This window comes from Stenotrophomonas sp. Steno-Z10-BAI, from assembly GCF_056393115.1.
Genome location: NZ_JBWJOZ010000002.1, coordinates 313,379 through 330,707 on the forward strand (window position 1 = coordinate 313,379; position 17,329 = coordinate 330,707).

The 17,329-nt window shown below is 67.2% G+C and carries 20 protein-coding genes; 13 read left to right on the forward strand and 7 right to left on the reverse strand.

The genetic code is table 11. The features are described from left to right. Positions 1 to 84: 84 nt before the first annotated feature. Both AC06E9_RS06375 and AC06E9_RS06380 read right to left on the reverse strand, forming a co-directional pair. Positions 85 to 2,256, reverse strand: a complete 2,172-nt coding sequence (locus AC06E9_RS06375; RefSeq protein WP_478055722.1) for a TadG family pilus assembly protein — start codon at positions 2,254 to 2,256, stop codon at positions 85 to 87. Positions 2,257 to 2,269: 13 nt separating this feature from the next. After that, complete coding sequence (locus tag AC06E9_RS06380; protein WP_478055723.1) at positions 2,270 to 2,485, reverse strand: DUF3613 domain-containing protein; 216 nt, start codon at positions 2,483 to 2,485, stop codon at positions 2,270 to 2,272. Between AC06E9_RS06380 and AC06E9_RS06385 the strand changes: the two genes are divergently transcribed. From AC06E9_RS06385 to AC06E9_RS06395, 3 genes are all read left to right on the forward strand, one after another. Then, on the forward strand, positions 2,475 to 3,374 hold the full coding sequence (locus tag AC06E9_RS06385) for a helix-turn-helix domain-containing protein (RefSeq protein WP_478055724.1): 900 nt from the start codon (positions 2,475 to 2,477) through the stop codon (positions 3,372 to 3,374). The genes AC06E9_RS06380 and AC06E9_RS06385 overlap by 11 nt on opposite strands. 198 nt (positions 3,375 to 3,572) lie before the next feature. After that, a complete protein-coding gene (locus tag AC06E9_RS06390) occupies positions 3,573 to 4,223 on the forward strand; it encodes a response regulator (protein WP_478049650.1) in 651 nt (216 codons plus the stop codon). 116 nt (positions 4,224 to 4,339) lie between these two features. Further along, complete coding sequence (locus tag AC06E9_RS06395; RefSeq protein ID WP_147433834.1) at positions 4,340 to 4,747, forward strand: response regulator; 408 nt, start codon at positions 4,340 to 4,342, stop codon at positions 4,745 to 4,747. 21 nt (positions 4,748 to 4,768) lie between these two features. Here AC06E9_RS06395 and AC06E9_RS06400 read toward each other — a convergent pair whose 3' ends face one another. Then, positions 4,769 to 5,941 carry a hypothetical protein gene (locus tag AC06E9_RS06400; protein ID WP_121036994.1) on the reverse strand — a complete coding sequence of 391 codons (1,173 nt, stop codon included), beginning with the start codon at positions 5,939 to 5,941 and terminating at the stop codon, positions 4,769 to 4,771. A gap of 188 nt (positions 5,942 to 6,129) precedes the next feature. On the opposite strand from AC06E9_RS06400, the gene AC06E9_RS06405 reads away from it, so the two are divergent. The 10 genes from AC06E9_RS06405 (at position 6,130) to AC06E9_RS06450 (ending at position 15,117) form a co-directional block, all read left to right on the forward strand. Then, the gene (locus AC06E9_RS06405; protein ID WP_121036993.1) at positions 6,130 to 6,534 is read left to right on the forward strand and encodes a hypothetical protein; all 405 of its coding nucleotides are present in this window, start codon (positions 6,130 to 6,132) and stop codon (positions 6,532 to 6,534) included. 23 nt (positions 6,535 to 6,557) lie between these two features. Beyond that, positions 6,558 to 7,070, forward strand: a complete 513-nt coding sequence (locus AC06E9_RS06410; RefSeq protein ID WP_102789330.1) for a YidH family protein — start codon at positions 6,558 to 6,560, stop codon at positions 7,068 to 7,070. Continuing rightward, the gene (locus AC06E9_RS06415; protein ID WP_478049649.1) at positions 7,067 to 7,993 is read left to right on the forward strand and encodes a formylglycine-generating enzyme family protein; all 927 of its coding nucleotides are present in this window, start codon (positions 7,067 to 7,069) and stop codon (positions 7,991 to 7,993) included. The genes AC06E9_RS06410 and AC06E9_RS06415 overlap by 4 nt, the downstream gene beginning before the upstream one ends. 42 nt (positions 7,994 to 8,035) lie before the next feature. Further along, positions 8,036 to 8,419, forward strand: coding sequence for a DUF1622 domain-containing protein (locus AC06E9_RS06420; RefSeq protein ID WP_121036991.1), 384 nt, complete (start codon positions 8,036 to 8,038; stop codon positions 8,417 to 8,419). A gap of 43 nt (positions 8,420 to 8,462) precedes the next feature. Further along, a complete protein-coding gene (locus AC06E9_RS06425; protein WP_478055725.1) occupies positions 8,463 to 9,440 on the forward strand; it encodes a SphA family protein in 978 nt (325 codons plus the stop codon). Positions 9,441 to 9,492: 52 nt separating this feature from the next. Beyond that, complete coding sequence (locus tag AC06E9_RS06430; RefSeq protein WP_183073645.1) at positions 9,493 to 10,311, forward strand: DUF2092 domain-containing protein; 819 nt, start codon at positions 9,493 to 9,495, stop codon at positions 10,309 to 10,311. A 1-nt stretch (position 10,312) separates the two neighbouring features. Further along, positions 10,313 to 10,822 carry a hypothetical protein gene (locus AC06E9_RS06435; RefSeq protein ID WP_282261024.1) on the forward strand — a complete coding sequence of 170 codons (510 nt, stop codon included), beginning with the start codon at positions 10,313 to 10,315 and terminating at the stop codon, positions 10,820 to 10,822. 156 nt (positions 10,823 to 10,978) lie between these two features. Then, complete coding sequence (locus AC06E9_RS06440; protein WP_070470735.1) at positions 10,979 to 11,527, forward strand: DUF4136 domain-containing protein; 549 nt, start codon at positions 10,979 to 10,981, stop codon at positions 11,525 to 11,527. Positions 11,528 to 11,635: 108 nt separating this feature from the next. Then, positions 11,636 to 12,829, forward strand: a complete 1,194-nt coding sequence (locus AC06E9_RS06445; RefSeq protein ID WP_478049645.1) for a BamA/TamA family outer membrane protein — start codon at positions 11,636 to 11,638, stop codon at positions 12,827 to 12,829. Beyond that, a complete protein-coding gene (locus AC06E9_RS06450; RefSeq protein ID WP_478055726.1) occupies positions 12,820 to 15,117 on the forward strand; it encodes a patatin-like phospholipase family protein in 2,298 nt (765 codons plus the stop codon). Before AC06E9_RS06445 ends, AC06E9_RS06450 begins: the two co-directional genes overlap by 10 nt. A gap of 26 nt (positions 15,118 to 15,143) precedes the next feature. Here the strand turns inward: AC06E9_RS06450 and AC06E9_RS06455 are convergent, their stop codons facing one another. Genes AC06E9_RS06455 through AC06E9_RS06470 form a run of 4 tightly spaced genes read right to left on the reverse strand, consistent with a single transcriptional unit; the run spans position 15,144 to position 16,915 of the window. Further along, on the reverse strand, positions 15,144 to 15,320 hold the full coding sequence (locus AC06E9_RS06455; RefSeq protein ID WP_167390385.1) for a hypothetical protein: 177 nt from the start codon (positions 15,318 to 15,320) through the stop codon (positions 15,144 to 15,146). Between the two features lie 22 nt (positions 15,321 to 15,342). Continuing rightward, entirely contained in the window at positions 15,343 to 15,939 is a 597-nt protein-coding gene (locus tag AC06E9_RS06460; RefSeq protein ID WP_183073642.1) for a lipid-binding SYLF domain-containing protein, read from the reverse strand. An 11-nt stretch (positions 15,940 to 15,950) separates the two neighbouring features. Further along, complete coding sequence (locus tag AC06E9_RS06465) at positions 15,951 to 16,769, reverse strand: hypothetical protein (RefSeq protein ID WP_478055727.1); 819 nt, start codon at positions 16,767 to 16,769, stop codon at positions 15,951 to 15,953. After that, complete coding sequence (locus AC06E9_RS06470) at positions 16,766 to 16,915, reverse strand: hypothetical protein (protein ID WP_220668926.1); 150 nt, start codon at positions 16,913 to 16,915, stop codon at positions 16,766 to 16,768. Before AC06E9_RS06470 ends, AC06E9_RS06465 begins: the two co-directional genes overlap by 4 nt. Positions 16,916 to 17,329 lie beyond the last annotated feature (414 nt).

Sequence of the window (17,329 nt, forward strand, 5' to 3'; positions counted from 1 at the left end):
CATCCACGAGTGGATTATCAGTGAAGTAAAGTCCCCGCCGGAGTCTAGCACGCACAATCGCGTGGTCTGCACTCCGCCGCAGCGTCAATAAACCAACTGCGCCGGGGTGCACTGGATGGACTGCATGTGCACGTCGGTCCGGCCCAGCTCCAGCCCGAGTATCTGGGCCAGGGTCTGCGAGAGCAGGGTGCCGACGCCGTTGAGGAGCGGCTTGAGGGTCTCCAGCACCGGGGTCAGTGCCAGGCACAGCAGGCCGCTGCAGCGGACCTGGTCGGTGCCGGGGTCGGTCACCCCGGTGCCGCCGCCGAGGTCCTGCAGGCCGCCGGGCCGGGTCTGCATGTAGGAGGCCAGGTTGGATTTCACGCAGTTGTTGTAGTTGAGCAGGCTGCTGAGCAGGCTGTTGCAGCGGTTGATCACCAAGCCGCCAAGCAGAGAGCCGAGCAGGCCGCTCAATGCTCCCATGCCTTCGCCGGTGACCGTAGCGTTGTAGCCGTCCCAGACGGATCCCGCCTTGAAACAGGTATCGAGATACAGAATCCCGCATGCGAACGGCACGCCATTGGGTACAGTCCAGTCGCCCAATGCACCGACGCCATGCACCGGATCACCATGGCGCAGCAGCTCGATGGTCTTCTTGGCATCGTAGAACCCATTACCCGGATTGGCCGCCTTGAGATACTGGTCCGCCAATCGATTGGCGATAGCAGCGTCGGTGGTGCCCTGCTTGCCCGGGGTGACCACGTTGCTCAGAACGCGCAGCAGCTCGCTCACCAGGCCTGAGACGGCCGATCCGACCTGCGCCTGGTTGAAGTAAGTGGACGCGGTCTCTCCGGCGGCCAGGGTGATGGCTTCATCGTGGGTGAGCGCAGTGAGGGAAATCTTGTCGGTGACCAGCGGCGCCCCCAGCAGGGTCAGCAGCTGCTCGTTCTGCAGCCCGGTATCGCACACGTTGCGCTGCGAAAACTGACTGGCCGCATCCACACGGCCGACGCAGGCGCGCAGCAGCGACGACTGCACCCGCACCGTGGCCGTTGGCGGGGTGGCGCCACAGTTCAGTGCTTCCAGCGTGCCCATCGCGTTGGTCACATCGGCATAGATCGGCAGGTTCAGACGGATGCCCAGCGTATTGAGGATGGGGCCGAGCAGCGCCAGGCCGCCGGTATCGATATTGATCTTCAGCCGGACCTGCGCATTGTAGGCGCGCGTGCCGACACCGCCGATGGCGATGGACGGCGGTTCAATGATCGCCGCCTGCGTTTTGACCATGCCAAGGATGTCCAGATTGTTGACCGTGACCCCGTTGCCGCCATTGGCGATGCTGATGCTGGTGGTGATCAGGTCCAATGCGCTGACGTCGGCCTGCAGTGCCGGCGCTGCCGGGCCTTCGGGAGCCACGATGTGTGCGAACAGGCCGCCCGCGGCATCGGTGCTGCCCAGCTGGATAGTGAGTCGGTTGAGATCGAGCTTTGCCGCGAGTGCATTGCGCAGTGCACTCAGGTCCACGTTGGCGACACCCCTGTTGGTCAGCACGGTGGCCGTGGCATCCAGCAGCTGCCCGAGCGAGACCCGGTTTGCGGCCAGCAGTGCGTTGAACTCGGCGACGCCGATATTTGCGTTGACTGGAATTCCCAGTGCCTGCAGCAGGCCGCCCGGGCTGACCTTCGCCTGGGCCAATCCGTCATAGCCAAGCAGGGTGGTCCGGTCCAGATTGACACCCACCAGATTGAGCACGTTGCCCAACGGCGTCGTGCCATTGACCCGCAGCAACTGCGAGCCCACCGAGAACACCGCGATCGGCGGGGCGCGGGTCGCCACGGCCTCCGCACGCAGCGTGGGCAGGCGCGTGTTCTGGCCGAAGAACGGCACGACCGAGCGCGTCGCGACCACTTTGACCGCGTTGAGCGGGCTGGCCGCGTCCAGGATCATGCTGAAATGATCGTCCGCACCGCGGCTCGGGTTCCAGTTGCCGCACTGGATCGCCAGCGTGCCGGTGAAGCCGTTGTCCTTCTGCGCGTTGCCGCGGGCGGCGCTGTTGTCCGTGCGGTTGGAATTGCACAGGTCCAGCCGCTGCGCGCCGGCCATCGAGGCCAGGTCCACCACCTTCTGCGCATCGCGCTTGGCCCAGTACAGATAGCCCACTTCGACCAGGCCGAGCATGCCGACCAGGCCAAGCAGCACCAGCATCATGGTGACCGACATCCCGCCGCGCAGCCGCCGTCGGGACGGCCGGGGTGCGTAGGCGCTGGAGTGGTGCATGGCCTTGCCCTCCTTAGTTGGTGTCCGCGACGTCCTTCTTGACGCTGGTCTTGAGGAACTCGGGAATCTCGTGCTCGAAGCTCTTGAGGTAGCGCGCGTAGCTGGCGGCGGCCTGGTCACCCAGGATCGGCAGCCGTGCCCCGGCATGGGTGCCCTGGGCCTGCATGCGCAGCAGGTCGCGGGTGGTCTGGCCGATCTCGCCGCGCGGTGGCGGGGTGGTGCGCGACACCCGCTTCGAGCAGCGCCTGCTGGCTGCCGGGCACTTCCGCGCGTGTCTACAGCGGTTGGTCTTTCCCGAATTCAGCCTGGACAGTGGCGCGTACTCGCTGCCGATCTTCGCCAGTGGCAGCTTCGGGCAGGGCGTGATCGCCCTGGCGATGGCCGTCTCCTGCGAGCAGCCGATGTGGGCCAACGGACGCTGGGTCCCGGCCGGGCAGGTGATGGTGTTCGCCGAGGACAGCGAACTCAACGTGCGGCCGCGTCCTGGTGGCTGGCAATGGGCGGTGCTGCTGATCCCGCGTGACGTGCTGCAGCGTGAAGCCGTGGCCAGAATGGGGCGCGAACTGCGGTTGCCGCGCAGCGGGTGGTGCAGCCGCGCTGCCGCGCCTGCCGATGCGTGGAACCTGCGCTACGGCGTTTCCAAGGCGCTGGAGGCGGCCGCCCATGGGGAGGGACTGGTCACGCCGGAACAGGTGGCAGCGCAATCGGCCCTGCTGCTCGGGGCGTTCGTGGACGCGGTCAGCGTGACTGACACCGGGCCATCGCGAGGCGCGGACCCGAGCTGGATCGAACGCCAGCGCGATGCCGTGGTACGCCGGGCAGAGGACTACCTGAAAGCGCAGCTGGATCGCCCCTTCGACAGCCGCGCGCTCTCGCTGGCGCTGGGGGTGGGCGAACGCCAGGTGGAACGCCTGTTCCGTGATGCCTACGGACACGGCCCCTGTCATTGGCATCAACTGGCCCGGTTGAATCAGGCCCGCAGCGCGCTGCTGCACGCGGACTGCCAGGACAGCGTTACCGACATCGCGCTGCGACTGGGCTTCGGGCACCTCGGGCGCTTTTCCGTGATGTATCGAAATGTCTTCGGTGAATGTCCGCGAGACACCCTGCGACGCTGAATGCAGGGCTGAACAGCGTGTCCCTGGGCGGATGAAACAGTGTGCCTCGCATCACGACCCCATCACGCGGTGACTCGCATGTTCGGCAGGCTGCCGCTGCACCGCGATGCCATGAGCGGGCGCCTTCGCGCTGGTTATCAGGCACCCGTGCACCGGCAGGTCAATCAGGGGATGATTGAAGCCAATGGAGGCAGTGCAATGAGCGTTTCGTGCGCGCAGTCGGTGTCTGTGCCCTTCCGCAAGGTGGTCGTCGCTGACGACCACATGCTGGTGGCGCAGGGCATCGAAAGATTGCTGATGGACTGTTTCGAATCGATCGTGCTGGTGTCCTCCGGCGAGGAACTGCTGGACTCGCTACGCCGCGAATCGCCGGACGTGGTCGTCTCTGACATCAGCATGCCCGGTATCAGCGGCATCGACGTGATGCGTCAGGCCCGCAGCGAGGGGTGCCTGACGCCCTTCGTGTTCCTCACCATGCACGACGAATCCAGCATGGCGGCCGAGGCCATCCGGGCAGGCGCGCGGGGATATATTCTCAAAAGTGCGGCCGGCGACGAGCTGGTCCGCGCGATCAACGGGGTGATGGACGGCCAGACGTATGTGACGCCGACACTGGCGGCCAACGCGATCGTGGCATCGGGTCGCTGCCAGTATGTACTGACCGACAAGCAGCTGCGCATTCTGGAATACGTGGCGCGCGGCCTGCGCTCCAAGCAGATCGCTTACGAGCTTGGGGTATCGGTGCGGACGATCGAATCGCACAAGTACGCGATCATGCAGGAACTGGGCGTACACGGCACGCTGGAGCTGGTGCGCAAGGCCGAGTTGGAAGGTCTGATCCGCCACTAGGCCGCCCGCCTGCGGGTGGGCAAGTAGATTTACTTGCCCGCCAACGGTTGTTTTTCCCTTGTTACCGTACTGTGTCCGGCCACATCATCGTGGCAGGCATCGAGCGGGCGAGTGCGATGAATGCTGTCCGTGTGTTGCTGGCCGAGGATGGATGCGCGATGGGGCGGCAGCTGCGTAGCCTGCTGTCCCAGCAGTTCCAGGTGATTGGCCTGGTCCAGGATGGCGCCTCGCTGGTGCAGGCGGCGCAGAGCATGTTGCCGGATGTGGTGGTCACCGATATCGCGATGCCGGAAATGAACGGATTGGAAGCCGCGCGCCGGCTGCGCCTGCAGCGGCCTGTGCTGGGCGTGGTGTTCATCACGGTGCATGCCGAGCCCCAGATGGTCACGCAGGCGATGGGCCTGGGAGCGTGCAGCTATGTGCTCAAATCCGACGCAGGCGATGACCTGCTGCCGGCGGTGGCGGCCGCCCTGAAGGGCGAATCGTTCGTCTCGCGCTCGCTGCGCGGCCCGCGCAAGGGCTGATCCCGCTACTGGCGCGGGCAGTCAGACCAGGATGCCGAGCAGCTTGCGGGCCAGCTCATCCACCGACATCGCCAGCAGCACCAGCGGCAGCAGAGGCACGATGGCGTGCAGGGCGATCCACAGCAGATTCCAGCGGTTCAACGGCAGCACCGACATGCTGGCCAAGCCCTTGTATACGCCGCTGAAATCAGCGAACGCGGATGCATCGCCATGGTCCAACAGGGAATCCGCGTCGGCCCCCTGTCGTGACCCTGATCGCCAGCGCTGGTCGAACAGCGCCGCGGCCCGATTGCCCAGCGCATCGAAGCGGTACAGCGCATGGCGCTTGGCCCGCATCATGCTTGGCATCATGACCAGCAGCGGCGCCACCAGCAGGAGCGTGGCACCGATGACATAGCCGGCCAGCAGGTGGCGCAGGTCATACAGACTCTCGCCCAGATAGTGAACATGATTGACGCACGCACCGGCGACCAGAATGCCGCCGGCCAGGGCGAGCACCGCGAAGCGTTCCTGCGCCATGCCCAGGAACGCCAGGCCGCCAGCGCCATCCGGGTGCTCTGCGTGCAGTGCCAGTCCTACACGCGGCAGTCGCCAGAGCAGGCCGGTCCACAGCACGAAGCGCCACAGCCAGAGCAAGGCCAGCAGCCGGAACAGCGGCACGGCGACCCATTCGTACCAGCGTCCGGCGGCCGTCAATGCACCGTGCTCCAGCCGCCAGTCGGCGACGCCCGGCAGCAGGCTCACGCTGTCCGTGCCGAACAGCAGCGGCAGCCATGCGATCACCACACAGAGCGCTTCAGGCAACCAGCCATCGCGCCAGCGGCGCACCTTCGCCAGCAGTGCGGCCAATCTTTCCTGTCGCTGCGGTGGCACCAGGCCGGCGCGGGTCAATTGGCGGAACGCATTGCGCAGCAAGGTGTCCGAGCGCGGGGCGGCAAGCACCAGCAGAGGCATCGCCAGCAGCACGCGGGCGAGGGTTGCGTAGTCGCCCAGCAGCGGCATGCCCGGCGGGGGCGTCCACAGGGTGCCCGCGCGCGCGGTCATCACCACCAACGGCGCCAGCGAGATCACCACCAATGCCACGGCGATCCACAGCGAGAGCCGGGCGGTGCCGCGCAGCATGCCGGCGGCCTGCAGCAGCCGGTGCACCAGTCCGCCGCGCATCAGGGAGTAATGGTGCTGGTCCAGGTGCATGGGGGCAGCCCGTGGCGAAGAAAGAGAAGGCGCGGCTGCAGCGGGCAGCGGACGCGATGTCGCTGAGCATAGCGCTGCCTTTCCACGCGTTGGACGCAGTAAAAATACTGGGGAGGTTGCAGTAACAACTCGATTGTGTGGCTACCGGGCGGCGCCCAAGCTGGAGGCCTGACGCAAGGATCCCGCCCATGCTCCTGGTGATCGATATTCTGACGCGCTTCTGGACCGACATGATCGATCGCGCGGATGGCCCCATGACCTTCCGCTTCTTCCTGCAGCCGACGATGGCACTGATCGCGGCGTTGATCGATGGCATCAAGGATGCCAAGGCGGGCAAGGCGCCCTATGCCTGGTTGATGGCGCACAGCTCTGCGGGTGACCGGCTGGTCGCCTGGCGCGAAGGGGTCACCGCGACCGCCCGGATTCTTCTGCTGGGGGTCGGCATGGATGTGATCTACCAGTTCCGCATGTTCGGCGGTTTCAAGTATCCGGTGGAAGCCTTCGTCATCGCGGTCGTGCTCGGGTTCCTGCCGTATCTGATCCTGCGCGGCCCGATCACCCGCATCGCCAGCTACTTCCTGCACCGCAAATGACCCCCTCACGAGACGACCCGCCGATGAGTGCCCAGGACCCCCGCGAGCAGCTGACCGAGCGTGCGCTCACCATCGAGCAGGCCAAGACGCTGCTGGGCGGTGCCGATGCCACCTCGATGGAGCTTTCCTCGCGGCGCACCGGGATGTCATTCCAGCGCACGCGCATGAGCGCGGATCGCACGCTGATGTCGATCATCCGCACGGCGCTGTCGCTGATCGGCTTCGGTTTCACCATCTATCAGTTCTTCGGCCACATGCTGGAGGTGCCCGGCGTTGGCCTGCGCCCGCATGCGCCACGCAACTTCGGCATCGCGCTGGTCGGCCTCGGCATGGTTCTGCTGACCCTCGGCATCCTCTATCACATCCGCTACATGCAGGGCCTGCGTGCCGAGCGCGAGGAGATGATCCGCGAAGGCCTGATCCACGGGGAGAGTCACTACCCGATCTCGCTGACCCTGATCACCGCCGGCCTGCTGTGGCTGCTGGGCCTGCTGGCGATCGTCAGCATGACCTTCAACGTGGCACCGTTCGCATGAGTGTCGTGGCCGATAGCATGATCGAGCTGGCCGGCGGGGTCTTCAGCATGGGCTCCAACGATCACTATCCCGAAGAGCGCCCGGCGCACAAAGCGCGGGTAGGGCGGTTCCGGATCGATCGCTACCCGGTGACCAACCGGGAGTTCGCCCGCTTCATCCGGGCCACCGGCCACGTCACCGCAGCCGAGCAGGCAGCCGACCCGCGTGACTATCCGGGTGCGGACCCGGCGCTGCTGCAACCGGCCTCGGTGGTGTTCGTGCAGCCGCCGCACCCGGTGGACATGGGCAACACACACAACTGGTGGCACTACATTCCCGGGGCCGACTGGCGGCATCCCCGCGGTCCGCTGTCCAGCCTGCAGGGCCTGGAGGATCACCCGGTGGTCCACGTCACCTTCGCCGACGCGCTGGCCTATGCCCGGTGGATGGACAAGGACCTGCCGACCGAGGCCGAGTGGGAATTCGCGGCGCGTGGCGGCCAGCAGAGTGGTGAGTTCGCCTGGGGCGACACCTTCATCCCCGGCGGCCGCCACCAGGCCAATACCTGGCAGGGCGAATTTCCTTGGCAGAGCCTGGAGGAGGACGGCCACCGCTGGACGTCACCGGTCGGCAGCTATCCGCCCAACGGATACGGGCTGTACGACATGATCGGCAACGTCTGGGAATGGACCCGTGACTGGTATCAGCAGCATGACCAGCTGCAGGGCAAGCCGTGCTGCGCGATCGACAATCCGCGCGGCGGGCTGCGTGAGCGCAGCCACGACCCGCGCGATCGAAGCGCGGTTCCGCGCCGGGTGATGAAAGGAGGCTCACACCTGTGCGCGCCGAACTACTGCAGGCGCTACCGGCCTGCGGCGCGCATGGCGCAGCCGATCGATACCTCCACCTGCCACCTCGGCTTCCGCTGCGTGGAGCGCGGATGAACCCGAACCCCCCGCACTGCGATGCCTACCGGAGCCCCGACGATGCTTCCTCTCAAGGCGTGGCTGATCGCCATCACCGAACCGGTGGTGGTGATCATCGACGCGATGGCCCTGGTGCTGATCGCGATGGCCACCGTGGTGGTGTTCGTGAGGGCCGTGCGGCTGGCGCTGCGCGGCCATCTGACCAACGTCGAGCGCCGCGACCTGTGGTTGGGGTACGGGCGCTGGCTGGTGGCCGGGCTGACCATGCAGCTCTCGGCGGACATCATCGAATCGTCGATCTACACCAGCTGGGACGCGATCGGGCAGCTGGCCGCGATCGCGGTGATCCGCACGTTCCTGAACTACTTCCTGGAGCGCGACATCGCCGATGTCCGCGAACGTCAGCGTGCCACGCGGCCGGCGCCGGAGCCGGAGCCGCTGTGAGGTGCGTATCCATGAACCTGCACCCGTGCCGGAGGGCCACCGCATGACCATGTCCTTTCTCCGCCTGCCGCGTCGCTGGCCACTGGCCCTCGCGCTGGGCTCGCTGGCTGCACTGTCCGCCGCGCCGGCATGGGCGACCGAGGGCGCGCTGGGGCGCTCGATCACCGGCATGCAGATCACCTCGTACGCCGGTGTGATTCCACCGGAGCCGGGCATGCAGTGGTCGCTGAGCTACATCCGCTACAACGGCAAGATCAGCGGCGACCGCCCCGCGCCCATCGCCGGGCAGATCTCGCTGGGCCTGGAGGCCGACGTGAACCTGACCGCTGCCACCGGGGTGTGCGTGTGGCCGACCAAGCCCGGGCGCTGGAACTTCGCTTCCATGCTGACCGTGCCGTACATCGATGCCGAGGTCACCGCCAACCTGGCAGGCCCGCTGGGCAACCGCTTCCAGACCAAGGACCATGCCTCCAACCTGTTCGACGTGTACTTCGCCCCGGTGATCGCCGGGTTCCACATCAGCGAGGTGCAGCACCTTTCCTTCGGTGTGTACGTGTATGCGCCCACCGCCAAGTACGACCCGAACCGGTTGGCCAATCCGGGCATGAACATCTGGACGTTCTCGCCCAGCGTGGGCTACACGCACCTGTTCCAGAAGGGCACGCTGGAATTCAGCGTGCTGGGCGCCACCGACTGGTACACCCGCAACGACGATACCGACTACAAGAACGGCGTGGTCGCACGGGCCGATGCGCTGCTGGTCAAGCGCACCGCCAGTGGCTGGGGGTTCGGGGCCGCCGGTGGCTGGATCCAGCAGCTGCAGGACGACAAGGGCGACACCGCCGACCGCCTGGGGGGCTTCAAAGGCCGCTCGTTCGGTATCGGCCCGGTGCTGACCTACGGCAAGAAATGGTCCGGCGGCGAGCATGTGGATGTGTCGTTCCGCTATGTCGGCGAATTCAGCGTCAAGAACCGCTTCGAAGGCGACCCGTGGAGTCTGTCGATCAGCGGCGGCTTCTGATCCCGGCCGCCTGCCGGCGGCCACCTGTTTACCGTGCCATGGAGTAACGGTCATGTCCTCTGCCATTCCCCCGGTTGCGTGGTCGGCCTGCCTGATGCTGGCCGCGCTGGTGCCCGTCGCGCACGGCGCTACCCGTGTTGCCACTGCCGCACCGCCCCCGGCTGCACCGGCCGACGCCCCCGAGCGCGATCCCGAGGCGTTGGCCGCCCTGGACCGCATGGGCGCTGCGCTGCGTGCGCTCAAGCAGTTCTCGCTGAGCTCCGACGCCAGCACCGAGATCGTGCTGGAAGACGGCCAGAAGGTGGAACTGGATGGCGTGGTGACCTACAAGGTGCGCGCCCCGAACCAGCTGTTCCTGGAGCTGCGCAGCGATCGTCAGTTGCGCCAGCTGTTCTACGACGGCAAGGCGCTGTCGCTGTATTCGCCGCGCCTGAAGTACTACGCCCAGGTGGACGGACTGAACAGCACGCTGGGCGAACTGGTGGAGGATGCCGCCGCCCGCTATGGCATCGACATGCCGCTGGCCGACATGTTCCTGTGGGGCACCGACAAGGCGCCCAAAACCGCCATCCGTGGCGCGCTGCACATCGGCGGTGGCACGGTGGACGGCGAGCCGATCGAGCAGTACGCGTTCAAGCAGGACGGCGTGGACTGGCAGCTGTGGGTCAGCAAGGCCACCGCATTGCCGAAGAAGCTGGTGATCACCTCACTGGATGATCCGGCGCTGCCGCAGTACCGCGCCCACCTGCGCTGGGACACCCGCAGCGCCGTGCCCGCGACCGCCTTCCAGTTCACGCCGCCGGCCGATGCCGCCCGCATCAAGCTGGTGCCGGTCGCGGTGGTCGTCACCGATGCTGGGCAGGAGAACTGACATGCGTACCGTGATCAACCGCTTCTTCGTGGCCTCCTCCCTGGCGGCGGGCATGCTGCTGGCGCTGCTGCTGGCCGTGTCCGCACCGGCCAGCGCGCAGCGCAGCGGGTTCCATGGCGGCGGCGCGCGCGCCAGTGCCCATACCAGCATCAACCGCCCGGTACAGCGCCCGCAGGGCGGCAACGTGAACCGCGGGGCCAACATCAACCGCAACATCGACAGCAACCGCACCGTCAATCGCAACGTGAACCGCAACGTCAATGTGGATGTGAACTACCACGACGACCACTGGAACCACTGGGACGATCATCCCTTCGCCACCGCTGCAGCGGTGACGGCGGGCGTGGCCGTGACCTCGGCGGTGATCGGTTCGATCGTCAATTCGGTCCCGCCCAGCTGCGTGACCACGGTGATCAACGGCATGGCCTACCAGCAGTGCGGCAACGTCTGGTATGAGCCGCGCTATGCCGGGACCACCGTGCAATACGTGGTGATCAATCCGCCGCGTTGACTCGGTAGTTTTTCCCGCCTCTCTACCGTAGTTATGCGCATTACGCGTGGCCGGCAGTGCACTACCGTGGGGCTGTAACCACCGGCCACCACGGCCCGCCCCAGGACGGCTGCGACCGCAGCGCGTCTTTCCATCCCGCCTTTGGAGACTCGCGTCATGAAAGCCTTTGCCATCGCCGTCCTGGCGACCTCCCTGGTTGCCTGTGCATCCACACCGACCGTCAAGACCGACTTCGATCCGTCAGCCAGTTTCGCCTCCTACAAGACCTACACCTGGGCGATGAAACCCCAGGCAAGCTCGCCGCTGGTGCAGCAACGCATCATCGACGGCATCAACGCACGTTTGCAGGCCAAGGGCCTGCGCGAAGCGCCCAACGGCGACATCGCCCTGGCAGCGCATATCGCCACCGGCCAGAAGCAGACCCTGGATACGTTCTACTCCGGGACGGGCATGGGCGGCTGGGGCTGGCGGGGCGGTGGCTGGGGTGGCGGGATGGCCATGGGCAATGCCACCACCACGGTGCACACCTATGACGTCGGCACGCTGGTCGTGGATATGTTCGACGCCAAGACCAAACAGGCGGTCTGGCGCGGCACCGCCAGTGGCACCGTGCCGACCTCGCCGGACAAGGTCAACGCGGCGGTGGAAGCCGGCCTGGACAAGCTGTTTGCGGCGTTCCCGCCGGGCACGACCGCCGCACGCTGATCGCTGCGGCACGGCCTGAGATGCGTTCAACCGCGTGGGCCCGCGCCGGGCTGTTCCCTCCCACCGGCCCGGGCCCGCGCACTTGGCTTCCCATCCCCGAGGTGCACCGTGTCGATCGGCCATGCCGTACGCCTGCTCTCGCTGTTGGGCGTGCTCACGCCCTGCGCCGCGATCGCCCAGCAGCCCGCCGCTCCATCGCCTGCGCCGGCGCCCGCGGCCGCTCCGGCGCCGCGGGCGTCCCTGTTCCGTGACGCGCAAGACGGCCGGTTCGACATGTCGCGCTGGTTGCTGGAGCACCGCGGTTTTCTGCCGGTGCCGATCATCGTGACCGATCCCGCCGTGGGCAATGGCGGCGGCGTGGCGCTGGCGTTCTTCCATCGGCCACCGGCGTCGGCAGCGGCAGGTGAGGGCGGCACCCCGAAGATGGTCACGCCGGACATCTATGGCGGTGGCGCGATGCGCACCTCCAATGGCAGCGAAGCGTATGGCGTGGGCGCCTCGCTGCACTTCGACGATGACCGTTGGCGCTACCGCGGCGGCGTCGCCAAAGCGTCGTTCAATCTGGGCTTCTATACGCCCGGCACGGTGCTGCCCGCGCAGAAGATCGACTACAACATGGACGGCCTGATGTCGTTCCAGCAGGGCTTCCGGCGCCTGGGTGACCGCGATCTCTATGTCGGCCTGGCCTGGATCTACATGGATCTGGATATCGGCTTCGATGTCGCCTCCGACCGCGATCGTTTCCAGCCACACGAACTGTCCAAGCGCAGCTCCGGGCTGGGCCTGTCGCTGGAGTACGATTCGCGCGACAACCCGTTCACGCCTTCCAGCGGCTGGCTTGGCATGATCGAAGGCAACGCGTATCTGCCGGGAATCGGCAGCGATGCCAGTTTCCAGAGCTATCGCGGGCACGCCTACGGTTACTGGCCGATGGGCAAGCATTTCGTGCTCGGCGGGCGCGCGGATGCCCGCTGGGCCAACGGTGAGATTCCGTTCTATCGACTGCCCTACATCGACCTGCGCGGCATCGGCTCGGCGCGTTACCAGGACACGCGGGCTGCGGTGCTGGAGAGCGAGCTGCGCTGGAACATGACCCAGCGCTGGGCGCTGATCGGCTTCGTCGGTGCGGGGCGCACCTGGGGCCGGCACAACAGTTTCAGCGACGGCGCCAGCCAGGTGTCAAAAGGCGCGGGCGTGCGCTATCTGATCGCCCGCCAGCTGGGCATGCATGTCGGCGTGGACTATGCGTGGGGGCCGGAGGACGACACGTTCTACATCCAGGTCGGCAGCGCGTGGCGCTGAAACGCCCCGGGCACCGTGTATCGCGCGCCTCGGCGCTCGCCGTGGCGTGGCTGTGCGCCAGTGGCGCCCTGTCGCCGCTGCAGGCCGCCGAACCGGTGGTTGCTGTCGCTCCGGCAGGCCAGGCAGACCACTGCGGCGTGCGCGGCCCGGGCGACACCCGGCCACGGGTCGGGCTGGCGCTGGGCGGCGGCGGCGCACGCGGTATCGCACACGTGCGTATCCTCAAGCAGCTGGAGGCGCTGCACGTGCCGGTGGACTGCATCGCCGGTACCAGCGCCGGGGCGCTGGTTGGCGCCCTGTATGCCTCCGGCTCCACGCCCGAACAGATCGAGCAGCTGGTGCTGAGCACCGAATGGCTGAGCCTGTTCACCGACACCCTGCCACGCCGTGAGCGTTCGCTGCGACGCAAGGCCGACGACTACGCCCAGCTGGCACCGATCGGCATCGGGCTCGGCGGCGAGGGCAAGGCGGTGGCACTGGCCGGTGGCGTCTCCGAGGGCGAAAAGCTGATCGCCCTGTTCGAGCGCGCCACCGGCGGCGGCCGGGTCAATGGCCGCTTCGATGACCTGCCGATCCCGTTCCGGGCGGTCGCCACAGACATCAATACCGGCATGCCGGTGGTGCTGGCCGAGGGCAGCCTGCCGATGGCGATGCGCGCGAGCATGTCCTTGCCGGGCATCTTCCGGCCGGTGGTGATCGACGGGCACGTGCTGCTTGATGGCGGCCTGTCCAACCAGGTGCCGATTGATGTGGTGCGCGCGATGGGGGCCGACCGGGTCATCGCGGTGGACGTCGGCACGCCCTTGAGCGCGCTGGATCGCGACGCCAGCCTGGTGGATGTGATCAGCCAGCTGAGCGGATTCCTGACCACCCGCAGCGCGCAGGCACAACTGGACAGTCTGGGCGCGCAGGATCTGTTGATCTCGCCCGATCTGACCGGCAAGGTGGCCACCGGCGATTTCGACAAGGCGCCCGAGGCGTTGCGGATCGGCCAGCTCGCCGCCGACCAGGCCGCGCCGGCGCTGCAGGCGTTCGCGCAGGCGCCGCAGGAGTACACACGACTGGCCGCCGAGCGTGCCGGTCGCACGCATCCGGTGGCACCGGCCATCATCGATTTCGTCGAGGTCGACAACCACACCGGCTATGCCGATGCGCTGCTGCTGTCCTATCTCCCGGTCCACGTCGGCGCGCCGCTGGATATCGAGGCGATGCAGGCCGGTGTACTGCGCGCCTACGGCATGGGAACGCTGGCCAGCATCAACTATGAGGTCAAGCAGCGTGACGGACGCACCGGCGTGGTGGTGTCCGCGTATGCCAAGCCCAACGGACCGGTGTACCTGGAAGCCGGGCTCAGCCTGAGCAATGATCTGGAAGGCAATCACGAAAGCAACCTGCGCGCCGGCCTGCTGTTTTCGCCGCTGTCGCCCTACGGTGCCGAAGCGCGTATCGCCCTGCAGATCGGCAGCGAGCCGGGGCTGACCGGCCAGTACTATCATCCGTTCGATCTGCACGATCGTTACGCCTTCCAGGCGGGCGGCGGGTTCCAGACCCGCAGCTTCAATCTCTACGACGATGACGGCGACAAGATCGCGCGCTATCGCGTGCGTCGTACCGGTGCGACGCTGGCCGTGTTCCGCAATGTGTCCAATGTGCTGGCGCTGTCGGTCGGCGTGCAGCGCTATACCGGCAATGCGGAGGTGGAAGTGGGCGACCCCACCATTCCACGGGTGAACTTCGACGAGGGCGCGTGGATCGCGCAGGCGACCCTGGACGATATCGACAGCGTGTACTTCCCGCGCGATGGTTATCTCGTCACGGCGGGGACGTATCAGTCCAGCCCGAGTCTCGGCGCAGATGCCCGCTTCGGCCAGATCGATCTGGATGCCGTGGCCGCCAGATCGTTTGGCAAGCATGCGCTGCAGCTGGGGCTGCGCTATCACGTGACCGCGTCGGGCACGGCGCCGGTGCAGAATCTCTACCGCCTCGGCGGGCGCTGGCGGCTGGCCGGGTTCCAGCACAACCAGTTGACTGGCCAGGACTATGCGCTCGGGTTCGCCGGCTATACCTATGAGTTGGGCAAGCTGCTGGGCCGCTCGGCGCAGGTCGGGGGCACGGTGGAGTACGGCAATGCCTGGCAGCGACGCAGCGACATGTCACTGAGCGACGGCATCTGGAACGGCAGCGTGTTCCTCGGCTTTGATTCGTGGGTCGGCCCGTTGATCTTCGGCATGGGATTCCGCGAAGGCGGCGAGAACGTGCTCTTCATCGAGCTCGGGCAATCGCTGTGATGCCGGCCAGCGGCCGGCACTGCCAGTCACCACACCTGCGAGAGAATCACCCCGAGCGCGCCGCACCAGCAGACGATCACGAACCAGGCCAGCACCGCATTGGCACTGATGCCGCGGTGGCGGACGAACAGGCTCAGCACCAGCGCCGCCACCAGGGGCAGGACGAACAGGCTGACGATCCAGACCAGCGGATGGCCATGCATGGGAACTCCTTGGCCTGCCGGCTCAGTTCAACGTCTTGTCGGGGTAGTAGCGGGTGCCTTTGACGGTCAGCTCCGCCGCCAGACCGCTTTCGGTCATCTGGTACACCCAGACGTTCTCGGAAATCTGCACCGCGCCGGTGAGCCCACCGCCGGCCTTGTCCACCTTCGCTGCCAGCGTTGCCTGGCCGCCGATCTCGATGCCGCGTGTGATGAAATCCTGATACGCCTCGGGCGTCTTGAATACCCAGACCAGATCGAAGGTCTTGGCGCCAAAGCCCAGTCCGGCCTGGATCTCCACCATGCGCATGAAGGTTTCCTGCCCGCTGCGGTTGTCGATGGCCACGCCATGCCCACCGCCGCCGCCGGCAATCAACACCTTGACCCCGAAGCTGCGGAAGACCGCGTACCCCGCCGATTGCTCCACGGCCTGGCGCGCACCGGGCTGTGCGGCATACAGCCGCGAGAGCACTGCGGCGGTGGCGGTACGCGCCTGGTTCTGTGCCTCGCTCTTTTCGGTGGAGGGCGGTGCGTCGCTGCGAGTGGGCGTGGAGGTGCTGCAGCCGAGGGGGGCCACGCCCAGCAGGATCAGGGCGGTGCCGGCAAGGAGAGAACGGTTCATGGGAAGCTGCCTCATTCGGGAAAGACCAGGGTCACGATCAACCGGCCGGTCCAGCGACTGGCGTACTGCGGCCGGTCCACGTTGTAGAAGCCGCCGACACCGATGCTGACCGGGGTATGGCCGAGCCTGAGCACTTTGGAGACAGTGGCGCCCAGGGGCACCGTCCAGGCATCGCCGCTGGCCGCCTTCCAGTTGTAGTTGGTTTCCGAGGTGACGCTGAGTGACCAGCCATCGGGCAGATTGCGGGTTACGAACGGCTGCACGCTGGTGCTGCTGACGTCCTCGCGGCCGCCGTCGCCACCGACCGACCAGACATGATTGGCCAGTGCGCCGACGGTCCACGCCTTGGTCTTGTGGACCAGGATGAAGGCCGGGCCGAGCGAGTATTTTCCCGTGCCGAGGCTGTCGTGCGACGCGGTATCCAGCAGCGCGGCGAAGCCGTAGCCGAATTCGGTGCCGTGCGCTTCAGCTGCAGTCTTGGGGATGTAATACCCCTGCACGAACAGGTCCCCGGTGCCGTGCTTGTCCTGCGGAAACTGGTTCCAGCTGAGCGGCAGGATCGGGCGCAGGATGAACTTGCCGTTCTCGCTGACGAACGGAATCACCGGCTGGATCTTCAACTGCTGGTTGTGCGCATCGCCGCCGGGCCCGACCGAGCCCTGGTAGTTGTACTGGAACGGCACGGAGATCAGCGCCGCGCCGGGATCGGCGAGCTTGCGTGCGATGTCGTCGGAGGACGCCGATCCGGCCGGCGCCTGCTGCGCGGCGAGGGGCGCGGCACCCAGCAGGGCGAGCAGCGCCAGCCAGACCGGATGCCGCCGGCACCTCATCGCGGCGCATCCACGACGATGTACTGCACCGTGGTGCCCGCATAGCGCGGCTGATACCAGGCGTTGTCGCACTGCTGGTAGCCGATGCCGTTGACGACGACCGTGCTGCAGTCCACCGGCAGCGAGTAGACGATCGATCCGATCACGGCCGACGTAACGGCCACGCCTGCGGTGAACGCGGCGGCATCCCAGAAGGGATGGTCCCAGTACGGCGGCGGGGGCGGCGGAGGGGGTGGCCCGGGCGGATGCGGCCCGGGGCCAGGGCCAGGGCCAGGTCCAGGCGGATGAGGTCCCGGGCCGGGTCCCGGCCCCGGAGCAGGGTGGGGGCCGGGACCGGGGCCAGGATGCGGGCCCGGCTCCGGGCGCGGGCCCGGGCCGGGATGCGGGGCGGGGCCCGGCCCCGGCGGGTGCGGGGTGAATCCACCGCCGCCGTGGGGCATGCCACCCCCGCCGAAGCCGCCGGCATGGGCGATCGAGGGGTGGGCAAAGCCGCGCAGCCCGGGGCGCGCCCCGGCATCGGCAGGCAGCAGTGCGGCGCCGAGCATCAGTGTCATCAGGGC

Bases quoted from the DNA above. Each gene is read 5' to 3' on its own strand.
- AC06E9_RS06455 (WP_167390385.1), bottom strand. From the start codon at position 15,320: ATGCATGGCCATCCGCTGGTCTGGATCGTCAGCCTGTTCGTCCTGCCC.
- AC06E9_RS06435 (WP_282261024.1), top strand. From the start codon at position 10,313: ATGCGTACCGTGATCAACCGCTTCTTCGTGGCCTCCTCCCTGGCGGCG.
- AC06E9_RS06465 (WP_478055727.1), bottom strand. From the start codon at position 16,769: ATGAGGTGCCGGCGGCATCCGGTCTGGCTGGCGCTGCTCGCCCTGCTG.
- AC06E9_RS06375 (WP_478055722.1), bottom strand. From the start codon at position 2,256: ATGCACCACTCCAGCGCCTACGCACCCCGGCCGTCCCGACGGCGGCTG.
- AC06E9_RS06415 (WP_478049649.1), top strand. From the start codon at position 7,067: ATGAGTGTCGTGGCCGATAGCATGATCGAGCTGGCCGGCGGGGTCTTC.
- AC06E9_RS06405 (WP_121036993.1), top strand. From the start codon at position 6,130: ATGCTCCTGGTGATCGATATTCTGACGCGCTTCTGGACCGACATGATC.
- AC06E9_RS06410 (WP_102789330.1), top strand. From the start codon at position 6,558: ATGAGTGCCCAGGACCCCCGCGAGCAGCTGACCGAGCGTGCGCTCACC.
- AC06E9_RS06400 (WP_121036994.1), bottom strand. From the start codon at position 5,941: ATGCACCTGGACCAGCACCATTACTCCCTGATGCGCGGCGGACTGGTG.
- AC06E9_RS06390 (WP_478049650.1), top strand. From the start codon at position 3,573: ATGAGCGTTTCGTGCGCGCAGTCGGTGTCTGTGCCCTTCCGCAAGGTG.
- AC06E9_RS06460 (WP_183073642.1), bottom strand. From the start codon at position 15,939: ATGAACCGTTCTCTCCTTGCCGGCACCGCCCTGATCCTGCTGGGCGTG.
- AC06E9_RS06430 (WP_183073645.1), top strand. From the start codon at position 9,493: ATGTCCTCTGCCATTCCCCCGGTTGCGTGGTCGGCCTGCCTGATGCTG.
- AC06E9_RS06425 (WP_478055725.1), top strand. From the start codon at position 8,463: ATGACCATGTCCTTTCTCCGCCTGCCGCGTCGCTGGCCACTGGCCCTC.
- AC06E9_RS06440 (WP_070470735.1), top strand. From the start codon at position 10,979: ATGAAAGCCTTTGCCATCGCCGTCCTGGCGACCTCCCTGGTTGCCTGT.
- AC06E9_RS06395 (WP_147433834.1), top strand. From the start codon at position 4,340: ATGAATGCTGTCCGTGTGTTGCTGGCCGAGGATGGATGCGCGATGGGG.
- AC06E9_RS06420 (WP_121036991.1), top strand. From the start codon at position 8,036: ATGCTTCCTCTCAAGGCGTGGCTGATCGCCATCACCGAACCGGTGGTG.